The sequence below is a fragment of the Butyricicoccus faecihominis genome (assembly GCF_014648015.1).
Taxonomy (GTDB): Bacteria; Bacillota; Clostridia; order Oscillospirales; family Butyricicoccaceae; genus Agathobaculum; species Agathobaculum butyriciproducens.
Window position 1 is genome coordinate 248,243 of sequence record NZ_BMQH01000002.1, and the last position, 14,111, is coordinate 262,353.

The following is a 14,111-nucleotide window of genomic DNA, read 5'->3' on the forward strand; positions in this document are numbered from 1 at the left end:
TTTTATGGTCTTGGTTTGCATTAAAAAAGTCTATCCATGTTCTGCCGCAGCATACGAACCATGCGTTCGCAGTCCAGCATAGTATTATCAGCGCCGAACATGACAGCGGTCTGATCGACCACGCTCGTATCCGGATTGCTGCTGCCGAGCACGACCCGCCCGTTCTTCACGCGGTCCATCACGGCGTTCGCGTTATCGATGAGGAAATCCAGTTCGTTCATCAGGCTGCTGTTGTAGTAGCGGATCGGATTCTCCTGCTCGGTCATGCCGCTGCGGATGGTCTGCGCTTTGCGCTTGATGGAGTCCAGCGCCGCCATGGCGGTTGCCTTATCGGTAACTACATAGTCGGTATAGCCGCCGTTTTTCACCGCAGACGCACAATTCTTGATCTTCTGCGTATCCGTCCGCATATCAAGCAGCTGCTTCATGAGATTTGTCGCGTAGGTTTCCATTTCGGCACGCTTGCTGTCACTCAGCGGCATGCGCAGGAAGATGGCGTTCACGTCATTCTCCGCCTTGGCACTGTACCACGTTACGTCCATGCCGGTCAGCTCACCGATGTTGCGCAGCGGCAGATAGATGGAATTCTGGTAAAACAGCGGATAAATGGTCACGCCCTTCTGGTTTTTGAAGGTCTGCTGTTTGCCGTCCACGAGGACCTTTACGCCCTTATCGAGCGTAGCATGACTGGTCGCACCGACATATTTCACGCCTTCCTTGTGGTACGCATCGTCATCCGCACACGGATACGACTTTTCCGTAGTACCCGACAGGAACACCGTGCGCGATGCACCGTCCCACGAGATATTTTTGCCCATCCAGCGGCCAACCGTGCGCAGCGGCATGTAGGTCGAGCCGTTGTAGCTCAGCGCCGTGTAAACCGTCTTGCCGTCCTCGCTCGGGAAGGCAGCCGGAATGCCCTCTGCATAGATGTCCGCGCTCTGCGGATTGATTTTTACGGCGGTGCGGGTCTGCGCCGTATTCTGTGCAGCTGCCTGCACCGTACCCGATGGTATATAGGTCTGCACATTTGCTGCGCCTGCGCTCATCATCAGCGCGGACGCCATCAGGCAGCCCGCGAGTGTGCCGCTCATCATTTTTTGAAACTTATTCATCATCGTATTTTATCCCTCCATATGCAAGTGCACTCTCGATGATTGTCGCCGAGTTGGTGTGACAACCATTTCTTCCTTTTATTATCTGGTGTATGAATGATGGTTTAGAAACCGCTTGCAAATTCATCAATCAAGAACTGGCTGCCGACTTTTTTGACATAAATCAAGCAGGTTGTGTTGGTTTGATTAGGGTCATACACCGAGTTTGCGGCGGGTTTCATTGCAAAAGAACACTCAAAAACGAGTTTCTTTTCTCTTGCGGAGTAATCACCGTTGTAGGTGCAGGATTTCAACTTTGCCTCTTTCATACCGAATACGCCGGAGCTGTAATCAAAACCTGCGGCATCGCCGGTACACAACGCAGCCATCTTCTGATATTGCTTATCGCCGAACAGTGTAAAGAACTCGCTGATTACATTTTCAGCAGCTGCAACTTCGTTGTCCGAAAAGACAGAATCGTTGATGAAAACCGAACTTGTGCTGCCCTGCCATGTAACCGTCTTACCCAGCCATTCGCTGACGGCACGTATCGGCACATAAGTCGTACCCTGATAGATCAACGGTTCTACCACCTTGCCATTTACATCGGTAGCTACCTGTTTCTGGCCGTTCAGGTAAATGGTGATACCTCCATAGGTTGCAGTGATCTTGCGGCCATTGACTGCGAAAGCAATCGTACCCAGCAACAGGCAGCAAATCAGGCCGATAATCGGGATGCGAAAACGCTTTTTCATATGAACTACCTCCTTAAACGATTTGTGTATCTGTATTATACATCGTGCAGAAAAGCACGCAATAGGAGTGCAGAGTTTGGTAGGTCTGGTGCAGTAAAATGCACAAAGAAAGGACGACAGCTTTTAAAACTGTCGTCCATGATTTTACAAATTCAAAATAATCTCTACAGTATATTGATTATTCTCCTGATTGATTTGCATTGTGCCGCCGATTTGTTCTACTGTGGAACTGACGTTTTTCAGCCCATAACCATGAATACCCTCGCGTTTCTTAGAAGAAAATTCTGGGTCATAGGGATTGGAAATGCGGTAATACAGAATACTGTCCTTTTGTCTTAAAGTTAAACTTACGATTTTAGGCGTATCGGCAGATACACCGCTGCATGCGCGAATTGCGTTATCCAATGTATTTCCGAGAATAACACTTAAAACCAGCGGGGACAGGGCAAGCTGAGGGGAAACAAAAACGTCGATTTTTAAAGTAATACCGGCAAGCGAGGATTTTCCCAGTGCATCATTCAAAATTGCGTTAATAACCGGATGGTCTACATCAACGATTTTGCTAAGCGAATTAAATGATTTGGTAATGGTTTCGAGATATAACTCTGCTTGTGATACATCACTGTCCTTGACTAATGCAGTAACAGCAGTTAATTGCTTTTTTATATCATGCCACAGGCTTCGCGTTTGCTCGTTAGCGGATTTCATCTGTTCGTAATAAGACAGCTGAGTTTCGAGTTGCTGTTCAGCCAAACGCCGCTGCTGCTCGTTTTCGTAATTTGTACGAATAGATCGCATATATACGAAGAATACAATGTTGATGTACAAAATTCCGGCAATAGAAAGTGTTAATAATATTAAAAGAAAGTGCGATACGGTTCCGACCAATTCCAATGATACAATGCAGATAAATACACTGACGAGCTGGCAGGTCGTGAGTGGGAGCAATTCTGTGAATGGAATATCAAGTAAACCTTTTTTGCCGAACAGTGTGACAATAAAAAGAATGAGCAGTAAGTTTATCAGCTTTGCAAAGATGATAAATATGCAGCGTGCTAACCCCTGTCCGAGGATAACCGTTCGTGAAATGCCGGAGAGATAAAAAGGATATTCACATATTACGTCAACCAACACACTGAGGGTTATAAATGCTGTTGAAGTTAAAAGTGCCTTGCGAACAGTGGATTCAAAAATCGCATATGTTGATACACTGATAATGCTCCAGCTCAGCACGATACGAAGTATGCCCGGCATATGGATACAGCTCATCACGATAATAAAAATACCCACAAGTAAGTATAAATGTCCTTTGTACTTAGTGCTGCGATATTTTGAGTAAAATCCGGATGCAAAAAGATAGAGTAGAAAAGTGTCTAATACACCACTGAGGGCTTCAATTAGCAAAGTCATATGTTTTCCCTCGCAAACTTTGTAAAAGCTGCAATGACATCTTTCTTTCGGTTTCTACTGATTTTGATGAGTTGATGGTCCTGCATTTCTATATCGTCTTTTGTTATGTGAATTACATGATGCAGATTGATTAAGAAACTGGCATGAATACGAAGAAAATTGGCTGATGATAATTGGGGTTCGACCTCTTTCAGGCTCAAGCGAGCTTTGTAAATCTGCTGCTGTGTATGAACGAAAAGCATATAATTACGAGACTCGAAATACAGAATTTCTTGTACAGGGATACGATACAATTCGCCGTTCGAGGAGAATGTAAAATACTGCGGAATAATCAGACGCAAAGCGCGCTTTAGAACTTCGTGGAACTTTGCCTCATTAAGAGGTTTTACAAGATAATGAAAAGCCACGTCATAACCACGAATCGTATATTCGGTGCTCTTGGTTACAAAAACAATAAGTGGTTTTGCGCTTCCTGACATAAGTTCTTCTGCAGCATCAAAGCCATTTGTATCATCCATTTCAATATCCAGGAAAATCAATGGGAAAAATGTCGTCTTCGCTGCTGCCAGCAGTTCGTCTGCTGAGGAAAAAAGGACAATAGATAATTCGGGGGCATATCGCTTGACTAATGCTTCGATATTGAGCCGTTCCTGATCTTCATCATCACAAATTGCAATTCGCATAAATACTCCTGTTAAAAATCACATCTCGAAATAAGTTTTAACATTCCAAGGGCTAATTGTTGCTGTTTCTTTGAGAGTTTGGAATAGAGTTGTGCGTATTCTTGCTTCAGTTTTGCGCTTTCTTCGAGTGTTGATGTGCAGAATAAAGATTGTACATCAAGTTCTAATGTTTCAATTAACTGTAATAAAACCGGATAAGATGGATAACTGAGTCCGCGTTCAATTTGGCCGATATATCCGGCGGTTTTTCCGATTTTCTCAGCAAGACGCTCTTGCGTCAACCCTAACTCTTTTCGTTTGGCTTGAATAATTTCTCCAAGACCTGTCATTTATAATCACCTCAGGTATAGCGATACTATTATTCTAAGTAGTATGGATACCAATTAGAAGCGATTAATACTATTATTTTATAATAGTTATACTATCTTTTCAACTAATTACTGCAAAAACATGACTAAACTCTGCAAGGACATTGAAATACATCAAGGGCTCGATATAATAAGGAATATCAGGTATAGTGAAGTGAATAAGCGAGAATAGAGTATTTTTATGAAGAAGTTTGTCGATTCTTATTGTAATTATCTCAAAAAGAAGGGAATTATTGTATCGGATGAACAATTGGAAATCTGTGCGTACGGTTTAGAATTGATCGTTTCGGCAATTCTGAATATTGTAATTTTGGTAATGTGCTCATTTGTACTACATGAAGAAAGGTATATCAACTGGTGTATTGTGCATGGTGGTCAGATTATTACTGCACTGGCAATTGTTGCAGCAACCGCTTCTATGGGCACTACTTGTCTGTTTGAATCGTATCAGCCGGAAGTTTCAGAATGCCTTCGTGAGCGATAATATGTGGGCGGATGTACAAATATTGAAATAAAAAATTCAAATCTGTAAAATTTGATCAGTACGCTACTGCAATCCTAATCAAGGGTGTTGTCAGTAGCGTTTTGATTTGTAAAATGTTTTATGAAGCAAAGCCATTTTTATAGCTTAATAGCTATGCGAAAGGCTTTATTTTTTTGCCCTAAAATCAAAAAGTGCAGGGTATTTCGCTCATTTATAGATTCCTGGCAAGCCTGCATTGCCCGCTATCCATAAGTTCCAATCTCAAACAAAAACTTTGAGATTGGAGCTTGAAAATGAAAAATTGGCAGAAAAACCGCAACTATAAGCGGGTTAAAGATAAGGACGGCAACGTAGTTGCAAACATCATTACCGTGTTCGGACAGGATGTAGAGGTTTCAGACGAGATATTTGCTACATACGCACAGGTAGACCGACGTGCAAGATATGTTGGTGAGGATATTCCGGCGCAGCACGAACTTTCGCTGGAACAGTTTGAAGAAGAAGGTGTATCACTTGAAAAGCTGATTCGTGAGACCGCGCCCGGTGCTGAGAAATGGTTCATGGAACAGGAAGAAAGCAATGCGTTTGAACGGGAATTGCTCAAGGTGCCTGCCGTGTTGGATATGTTAGAAGATTCGGACCGTCAGTTGATCAACACATTGTTCTATAAAGGCATTTCTGTACGTGAGTATGCACAGCGGCTTGGTATTTCGCACACAATGGTACGAAAGCGGAGAGACCGTATTTTGCGCAATATGAAAAAATATTTTTCAAAAGACTGAAAAAGACGGTTTCCACTGGCCGTTACAGCGGGGGAATTAGTGAGAGGAATAAGTATTTTCTCTCACTGCTCCTTGGCAACTGAACATCAAACATCAGGTACAAATTCTGTGCGGAGAGCTGCGGTGTAAAGCCGCGAACTGTCGGGCGGCTCCCGACAAGGCGACGACCCGCACAGATGATAATGATACTCCCGATCAGTCACAGTCCGAGCGTTAAAAGCGTCGCAGGCTATGAGATCGGACAACGAGATAGGTGCAATGCCTGTGAGGTCGGTACGCCGCCGGCCGCCTGATGTTTCCCGGCGGCCGGGGGTGAGGACAAATAGGCTGACAGAGAAATGCGAGGTGATGATATATATGATAGTGTAAAAATCCGGACAACAGAATAATCACAAACCGGAAGAATCGCATGAATTCCTCCGGTTTCCTTTGGAGGTCATCTATGGAATGGAAAAATGCAAATAAGATACTGCCGGAACGCGGCCATCGGGTTCTGTGCCTGTATCCGAACGGCAAAATGGACGTACAGCTTTACTTAGGCCGTGAGAGTTTTGTTCACGATCTGTACGGTCGCTGTATTTTCTGGACGAAACTGCCGAAACGCCCGAAAGCCTATTTTAAGCTGATGGGACGCAATGAATAAAGAACAGCAGGCAATCGCTCGTCTGCGGCTGGCCGCTGAAATGAGCGAAACCTACTACCATGCACCGCTCGTTATAACCACTTCGGGCGGCAAGGACAGCGATGTTTGTCTTGCGCTGGCGCGGGCGGCCGGTATCCGGTACGAGGTACAGCATAATCATACCTCGGTTGACGCGCCGGAAACCGTCTACCATGTGCGCGAAACTTTCCGGCGGCTGGAGAACGAGAGTATCAAGTGTACCGTCAACCTGCCAATGTTCAAGGGTGCTCGAGTGACCATGTGGAGATTGATACCGCAAAAACTCATGCCGCCGACGCGCGTTGTGCGATACTGCTGTTCCGTGCTCAAAGAGCAGGGCGGCAAAGGTCGCATGATAACAACAGGCGTCCGCTGGGCGGAAAGCGCCAAGCGCCGCAAGAACCGCGGTATTTACGAAAAACAATCCGCCGACATAAGCCGCAGAATCACGATCAGCAACGATAACGACGATACACGGCGGCTGTTCGAGAACTGCCGCTTGCAGGCAAAGCGCATTTGCAATCCAATCGTGGACTGGACGGACAGAGAAGTGTGGGACTACATTCGTTCCGAGCATATCCCGGTCAATCCGCTGTACGAGCGCGGTTTTCATCGGGTCGGTTGCATTGGCTGTCCGTTGGCAGGTCGTGCCGGACGGCAGTTTGAGTTTGGCCGGTATCCGACCTACGAGCGGGCGTATCTGCACGCATTTGAACGTATGCTTGCGGAACGCCGACACAGAAAACTGCCTGCTGTCTGGCAGAGCGGGGAAGAAGTGCTGCACTGGTGGCTGCAGGATGGTGTGCTGCCGGGGCAGTTGAGCTTAATGGAAATGGAGTGAAACAATGTCGATTATAAAGCGAATCACCTCAGCGGGACTGTCGCTGGCGATGGCGGCAACGATTATCCCAAGTTCGTTTGCCGCAAGTACGAAGTCTGCAAGCACGCTGTCCTCGGTGACGGCAAAATATCTTGATGCAGAAAACGGCAAGGAGATTGTCCCAAAGCAGACATACAGCGTCACGCACGAGGAAAAGTCCCCGCAGACGATCACAAACTACACCTACGCGGATTATACCGAAAGTGTTGAGTATGTGTATTCGCATAAGGACTTGACCTACATCATCGGTTATCCCGACAAGGGCGTACACCCGAACGGTGATCTGACACGCGCCGAAGCGGCTATGATCTTCTACCGCCTGTATGACGGTGATTATCCCAGCTTTACGCGGCGTATGTCAAACGGCACTTTCAAGGATGTAAACGCAAAGAACTGGTTCTATGAGCCTGTCGAAACGCTGTACAATATCGGTCTGCTGGAGGGCAAGTCCAAGGATAGCTTTGCACCGAACGCGCCCATTAGTCGTGCGGAGTTTGCTGTACTGGCGGCGCGTTTCCAGAACCTCAAATACACCAGTGGCAAGGTTTTCTCCGATGTAGAGAAAGGTCACTGGGCATATAGCTATATCAATGCTGCCAGTGAAGCAGGCTGGATTCAGGGATACCCGGACGGCACTTTCCATCCCGACAAGGAGATCACCCGAACCGAAACCGTAACGCTGGTAAACAGCATGATCAACCGTATTGTTACCCGCGAAAAGCTGAAAGCATTGAATGTCAAGAATCCGTACAACGATCTTGCAGAATCGTTCTGGGGCTATACAGACCTCATGGAAGCTACGGTATCCCATACCGCCGAAGAATGGCATGACGCGAAGTACAACGATGGCAAGTACAACATCATCGTTGAAAAATTCGTGGATACGAACGGCAAGGAAATCGCTAAGTCCGTCACTACAGCAGGCAAGGCAGAATCCGCGCCCAAGTCCATTCCGGCGTATGAGTATCGCGGCTATATCCGCACGATCACTTACCGGTACAGCACCGGTGACGCGCTCCCATCTATCGAAAAGACGGCAAGCGTCAAGGACGCAAAGGTAGGTGACGAGATCACCTACACGATCAAGCTGGCGAACGATAAGAAAGCAAGCTCCGCATGGAAAAGCGTCGTGCTGACCGATAAAATCCCGTCCGGCATGACCTTTATCGAGGGCAGCGTCTATGTGAACAATGTAGCGGCTACCCATACCGTCAAGAACGGTACGCTGACCGTAAACCTCGGTGATATTGCTGCTGGCAAGACCGTAACCGTCACTTTCAAGGCAAAGATCAACGGCGATATGTACAATCAGACGATTTACAACACCGCTGTTGCCAAGGGTACGAACGGTTATGTGACCGCTGCGGACGGCAAGAAAACCAACATTTACGAGGACAAGGACGATGGCGTGTATGTCAAAAAGGGCGATACCGCGCCGTATGTGACCAAGACTGCGGATAAGGAAACCGCAAATGTCGGTGACAAGATCACCTATACCGTCAAGGTTGGCAACGGTGACGGTGCTGTTTACGAGATCGAAAACGCTAAAATGGCAGATACCATTCCGGCTGAGTTTGACTTCGTAGACGGCAGTGTGCAGGTGGATGGCAAGTCCTATCCGTACAGCTACGACAACACCGGCCGCAAGCTGTCTGTGCAGATCGGCAATTTGAAGCCGAACGCTGCCTGCACTGTAACTTTCGCCGTGACCGTGGGCAAGTCGGCTTACGGCAAGACCGTACACAACACCGCTGTCCTCTCCGGCGATAATATCAAGGACACCGAGGGTAAGGACAAGGGCGTTGAGATCGGTGACGGCAAGACCAAGCCGGAAGTCACCAAGACTGCGGACAAGTTCGCTGCCAATGTTGGCGATAAGGTGACTTACACCATCAAGCTGGCAAACGGCGAGTTCGCAAGTGTGGCAATCAAGGGCGCTGTGCTGGCCGATACCATTCCGAACGGACTGGATATTCAGTATGGCTCGGTTACGCTGAACGGCAAGCTGACCAACGATTACAGCTATGATGAAGCGTCCCGCGTTCTGACCGTCAAGGTTGGTGATCTCGGCGTGGAAGAAAGTGCAACGGTAACTTTCGTCGCAGTAGTCAACACCGCCGCTTATGGCAAGACCATTTACAACACCGCTGTTATGAAGTCCGACAACACGCCGGACACCAGCGGCAAGGACAACGGCGTAACCGTTGGTGACGGCAAGGCAAAGCCGCAGATCGACAAGTCTGCGAACAAGTCCTCTGCCCGCGTTGGCGATAAGATCGCGTACACGCTGACCGTAAAGAATGACGATATCGCAACTGTTCCGGTTGAGAACGGCGTTATCACCGATGTTCTTCCGGCTGGACTGACCTTTGAATACGGTTCTGTCACGCTGAACGGCAAGAATACCAACGATTACACCTACGATGAAAATACCCGCCTGCTGACCGTCAATGTCGGCACGATTGAGCCGGACGCAAAGCAGATCATCGGCTTTACCACAACGGTGAACGAATCCGCGTACAACACCACCATTCAGAACCTTGCAACGCTGACCTCTGACAATGCAGACCCGGTGCAGGACAAGGACGATGGCGTAGCAATCGCGGACGGTGACGCGCTGCTGACCGTTTCCAAGTCCGCAGACAAGACCACCGCAAAGGTCGGTGATACGATCACCTACACTGTAAACGCGGCGAATGCGACCGGCGCGGATGTGAATATCCGTGACGCGGTTATGACCGATACCATTCCGAACGGACTGACTTTCCGCGGCAATGTAACCGTAGACGGCTACTCCGCAGAATATCAGTACGACAATACCGGCAAGACCCTGACCGTATCGCTCGGTGAGATTGCGCCGAACCAGACCAAGGCGATTTGTTTTGATGTAACCGTCAACAGCGATGCCTACGGTATGCACATTGAAAATACCGCCCTCGTCAGCGGCAGCAATACGCCGGACAAGAGCGGTACAGATAACGGTGTGGATATTGAAGATGGTACGGCAGATGGTCATGCGAGCAGCAAGACCGCAAACAAGACCACCGCAGCAGTTGGTGATACGATCACTTACTCCATTCGCCTGGAAAACAGTGCAGCAGCTACCGCAGACTGGGAGAACATGAAAGTGATTGACGTTTTGCCTGACGGCGTAAGTTTTGCAGGAAACGTGCAGGAGAATGGTTCGGCAACGGTCAATTATTCGTACAATGCTACGATGAAAACAATTACGTTCACGCCGGATGCTATCGCAGCAGGCGCACAGACCGTTCTTAGCTTCGATGTAATCGTAGATGATGGTTCGCAGGGCAAGTTCATTGTCAATACCGCTATCCTCGATGATAACGGCAAGGAAACGCCCATGCCGGACGGCGGCGTTCAGATTGACGAGGGCGAAGCTGCTCCGATTGTCAACAAGTCTGCAAGCGTTACGACTGCCAATGTAGGCGATACTTTCACCTACACCGTTATCGCAAAGAATGGCAACAAGGCAACTGCCGCATGGAAGAATGTCGTAATGACCGATACGCTCCCGACCGGCGTGAAGCTGGTCGGTGGCGTGTATCTCAACAATGAGTTCGCACTTTACAATCTCAGCGGCAACGCGCTGTCTGTGCTCGTAGGTGATCTCGAACCGGGCGAATCGGCTGAAATCACTTTTGACGTGCAGGTGCTTGAAAGTGCGGCTGGTACAACGATTACCAACACTGCTTCGCTTGATGGCGATAACGGTCATGGCACTGCAATGGATAAGGGTGTAACGATTCCTGACACGGCAGAACAGCCGGACGATGCCGCAGCGTTTTATGTAACCAAAGAGGTTGATAAAACTGTGGTGAATGTAGGCTCCGGCGTTTCAGCAGACCGTAAACGTGCCACTTTTACCATCACGGTTGGCAACGATTCCAACCAGATGTGGAAACGGGTTATTCTCAAAGATACGCTGGACACCACACTGGTAACGCCGGTTTTGAAGAACAACGTCTATGTGGACGGCGTTCTGAACAGCAAATGGAGTTTCCGGAACAAAGTGTTTACTCTGGAGCTCGGTGACATTGCGCCGAACGAAAAGCGCGTGGTGAAAATCACGGTTGAGTTTAAGACCGATGCGGGCGGCAAGACGTACACGAACCTTGCCGCGGCCACGGGTGACAACGGTTCCGCTTCGGGCCGTTCGCCGGAGATTGAAGTCGTTTCGTCTGCTTCGTCCGGTACGCCGGTGCTGACGGATATTCACTATCAGCTGTTCGGTGGCTACGCGGACGGCTTATGGCGTCCCAACGACCGCGTATCCCTGCAGGAAGCCTGCACGGTTGTATATCGTCTGATTGCTAACGGCGGCAACACTTGGCTGCCGCGCGGCACGACTACCGTTCCGAAATACAAGTACGATATTCCGGAAGAAGCAAAGTATTTCGTGTCCATCGGCGTTCTGCCTGCGTCCGCATTTGATACCACTCGCATGGACGAGGGTGACGATTACGAGATCAACTATACGATCTCGAAGAACGGCTACCTGCGTATCTGGGCTGCGTCTGGTCAACTGAACTCGCTGGTGGCCTACGCGGCGCGAACGAATATCGGTCTCAGCGGTGATGTATCTCGTCTGACGTTCGCAAAGGCAATCTGCCAGATTACCGGACGTGATACCTCGCCGGATGTTTCCGGTTACAGCGGCAATCTCCGCACATGGGCGGATGCGCCCTCGTCTGTTGTGACCGAGGTTTCGCACGAACATGATTTCATTATGGACAGCGACCGCAACGAATATTGGATTTGAGAGTAGAATGAGAAAACCCGCCTGTTTTGCAGCAGGCGGGTTTTGCATTAGCAGAGAGCAACATAGGCTATTCTGAAAGGAAGGGTGAAGCCGTATGGCAAAACAGCAGATCAAAGCGGTTTGCACACACGTTTTTCAGAATGGAGGGGAAACCTGCGACCGGAAACGATTTACAGAGAAATGGGTAGAGATGATCAATCGTATCGAACGGACAGAAACGAAAATTACGGAGAAAAGGCAATGACAAAAGTGCAGTTATGCGTTACAATAAAAGTAGGAAACAGCTTGTTCTTATCTGAATGAGGGATAGAACATGAAAAAAGCAGCAATTTATTGCCGTTTATCCGAGGAAGATAAAAACAAGCTATGTGCGACCGATGATTCGGGCAGCATTCAGAATCAGAAAGCAATGCTGGTGCAGTATGCAGAAGAACAGGGGTGGGAAGTTTATCAGATTTACAGTGATGATGATTATACTGGTGCAGACAGGCGGCGGCCGCAGTTTAAGCGGCTGCTGAAAGACGCAGAACAGCACAAGTTCGATATTATCCTCTGCAAAACACAGTCACGTTTTACCCGTGAATTGGAACTGGTGGAAAAGTATATCCACGGTCTGTTTCCCATCTGGGGTATCCGTTTTGTCAGCATTGTAGATAATGCGGATACGGACAATAAGGGCAACAAGAAATCACGTCAGATCAACGGTCTTGTAAACGAATGGTATCTGGAAGATATGTCGGATAACATTCGCAGCGTACTGACCAACCGCCGTGTCAACGGTTTGCATATCGGTGCGTTTGCACTGTACGGCTACCGCAAAGACCCTGACCGCAAAGGGCATTTGCTGATAGACGAAGAAGCGGCAGCAGTAGTCCGTGAGGTGTTCAATCTATTTGCACAGGGATATGGGAAAACTTCGATCGCCCGTATTTTGAACACACGCGGGATTCCCAATCCCACCGAGTACAAACGACAGCATGGCTTACGCTACAAGCAGGCGGTGAGCAAAAACAGCACCTTGTGGAAATACTTTGCGATTGCGGATATGCTGGAAAATGAAATTTACATCGGCAATATGGTGCAGGGCAAGTATGGCAGTGTGTCGTATAAAACCAAGCAGTGTAAGCCGCGTCCGAAAGATCAGTGGTATGTTGTGCGTGGTACGCACGAGCCGATTATTGACCAGGAACTGTGGGACAAGGTATGTCGGCGGCGAGCAGAGCGCAGCAGACCGTTCAGTGATGGAAAAATTGGTATTTTCGCACGCAAAGCACGGTGCGCATATTGCGGCTATACGCTTCGGTCCTCCAAGACGCAGGACCGGCACTATCTGCAATGTCCGAATCGGCATATCTCTGTGGAAGCCTGTCCCGGTGCGTTTATTGCGGTCAGCCATTTGGAGGAAGCTGTACTGGAAGAGCTGAACCGGATGGCGCAGGAATTTCTCGATAAGGATGAAGCGGCCGAGAGCGTAGCGTTCTGCAAGGATTTGCAGAAACAGAAGAAATGCCTGCAAAAGGAGATCAACACCTATCGTCAGAAGCAGGAGGAATATACAACAGGCATTCGCAATCTGTACCTCGACAAGGTAAAGGGACTGCTGACAGAGCAGGACTATCTTGCTATGTCGAAAGATTTTGCCGGAGAGCGTGATCGGCTGGAGCATGTGATCGAGGATGGCGAAAAGCAGATGCGAGAACTTGAGGAGCGAATCGCTATCGGAGATAACCGCCGTGCACTGGTCGAGAAGTACATGAACATTGAGCACCTGAACCGTGAGATGGTCGATACGCTGATTGACTATGTGACTGTCGGTCGGCGCGCAAAGGGCACGAAAACGGTTCCTGTGGAGATTCATTGGAATTTTTAATCGATTATCATAAATTGACATGTATTTATCATATTACGTATGATAACACACAAAAAAGAACAGTATGTACGCTAAAATGATGCGTAAAGGCTAAAAGATTGTTCTTACAAAGGTGTAGCTTCCGCTGCCATATCCTCAAACAGATCAGTGATCGGGTCGCCTTTGGACTGGAACGTTGCGGCGCTCCACGGCACACCGGAGGCCGATTGCGGGTAAATGCCGGTCGTGTGATCGACAAAGTAGGCGTCAAAGCCGCCCTCCTTGATCTGCTCGGGCGTGAGATTGCGCGTCAGCTGGTACACGATAGCGGAGATCATCTCCATGTGCGCAAGTTCACCCGCGCA

The 14,111-nt window shown here is 48.5% G+C and carries 12 protein-coding genes and 1 pseudogene; 7 read left to right on the forward strand and 6 right to left on the reverse strand.

What is annotated here, in order from left to right; translation table 11 throughout:
* Positions 1–20: 20 nt before the first annotated feature.
* The 5 genes from IEY11_RS02830 to IEY11_RS02850 all read right to left on the reverse strand — a co-directional run bounded on the left by IEY11_RS02830 (position 21) and on the right by IEY11_RS02850 (position 4,271).
* Positions 21–1,118: a stalk domain-containing protein gene (locus tag IEY11_RS02830; RefSeq protein ID WP_188885708.1), complete on the reverse strand. Its 1,098-nt coding sequence runs from the start codon at positions 1,116–1,118 to the stop codon at positions 21–23.
* Positions 1,119–1,219: 101 nt separating this feature from the next.
* A complete protein-coding gene (locus IEY11_RS02835; RefSeq protein WP_118667912.1) occupies positions 1,220–1,849 on the reverse strand; it encodes a copper amine oxidase N-terminal domain-containing protein in 630 nt (209 codons plus the stop codon).
* Between the two features lie 144 nt (positions 1,850–1,993).
* Positions 1,994–3,259, reverse strand: coding sequence for a sensor histidine kinase (locus tag IEY11_RS02840; RefSeq protein ID WP_118667911.1), 1,266 nt, complete (start codon positions 3,257–3,259; stop codon positions 1,994–1,996).
* Positions 3,256–3,942: a LytR/AlgR family response regulator transcription factor gene (locus IEY11_RS02845; RefSeq protein ID WP_118667910.1), complete on the reverse strand. Its 687-nt coding sequence runs from the start codon at positions 3,940–3,942 to the stop codon at positions 3,256–3,258. Before IEY11_RS02845 ends, IEY11_RS02840 begins: the two co-directional genes overlap by 4 nt.
* Before the next feature lie 11 nt (positions 3,943–3,953).
* Entirely contained in the window at positions 3,954–4,271 is a 318-nt protein-coding gene (locus IEY11_RS02850; protein ID WP_117491601.1) for a helix-turn-helix domain-containing protein, read from the reverse strand.
* A gap of 220 nt (positions 4,272–4,491) precedes the next feature.
* On the opposite strand from IEY11_RS02850, the gene IEY11_RS02855 reads away from it, so the two are divergent.
* The 7 genes from IEY11_RS02855 to IEY11_RS02885 all read left to right on the forward strand — a co-directional run bounded on the left by IEY11_RS02855 (position 4,492) and on the right by IEY11_RS02885 (position 13,767).
* On the forward strand, positions 4,492–4,794 hold the full coding sequence (locus IEY11_RS02855) for a cyclic lactone autoinducer peptide (protein WP_118667919.1): 303 nt from the start codon (positions 4,492–4,494) through the stop codon (positions 4,792–4,794).
* A 293-nt stretch (positions 4,795–5,087) separates the two neighbouring features.
* Complete coding sequence (locus IEY11_RS02860) at positions 5,088–5,576, forward strand: RNA polymerase subunit sigma-70 (RefSeq protein WP_188885709.1); 489 nt, start codon at positions 5,088–5,090, stop codon at positions 5,574–5,576.
* A gap of 442 nt (positions 5,577–6,018) precedes the next feature.
* Positions 6,019–6,219: a hypothetical protein gene (locus IEY11_RS02865; protein WP_118478674.1), complete on the forward strand. Its 201-nt coding sequence runs from the start codon at positions 6,019–6,021 to the stop codon at positions 6,217–6,219.
* Complete coding sequence (locus IEY11_RS02870) at positions 6,212–7,078, forward strand: phosphoadenosine phosphosulfate reductase family protein (protein WP_243183932.1); 867 nt, start codon at positions 6,212–6,214, stop codon at positions 7,076–7,078. Before IEY11_RS02865 ends, IEY11_RS02870 begins: the two co-directional genes overlap by 8 nt.
* A 4-nt stretch (positions 7,079–7,082) precedes the next feature.
* Complete coding sequence (locus IEY11_RS02875; RefSeq protein ID WP_188885710.1) at positions 7,083–11,897, forward strand: S-layer homology domain-containing protein; 4,815 nt, start codon at positions 7,083–7,085, stop codon at positions 11,895–11,897.
* Positions 11,898–11,991: 94 nt separating this feature from the next.
* The gene (locus tag IEY11_RS02880) at positions 11,992–12,141 is read left to right on the forward strand and encodes a hypothetical protein (RefSeq protein ID WP_188885711.1); all 150 of its coding nucleotides are present in this window, start codon (positions 11,992–11,994) and stop codon (positions 12,139–12,141) included.
* Between the two features lie 69 nt (positions 12,142–12,210).
* On the forward strand, positions 12,211–13,767 hold the full coding sequence (locus IEY11_RS02885; protein WP_188885712.1) for a recombinase family protein: 1,557 nt from the start codon (positions 12,211–12,213) through the stop codon (positions 13,765–13,767).
* Positions 13,768–13,886: 119 nt separating this feature from the next.
* Here the strand turns inward: IEY11_RS02885 and IEY11_RS02890 are convergent.
* Positions 13,887–14,102 (reverse strand): annotated as a pseudogene (locus tag IEY11_RS02890) (manganese catalase family protein); the annotation flags it as partial.
* Between the last annotated feature and the right edge of the window lie 9 nt (positions 14,103–14,111).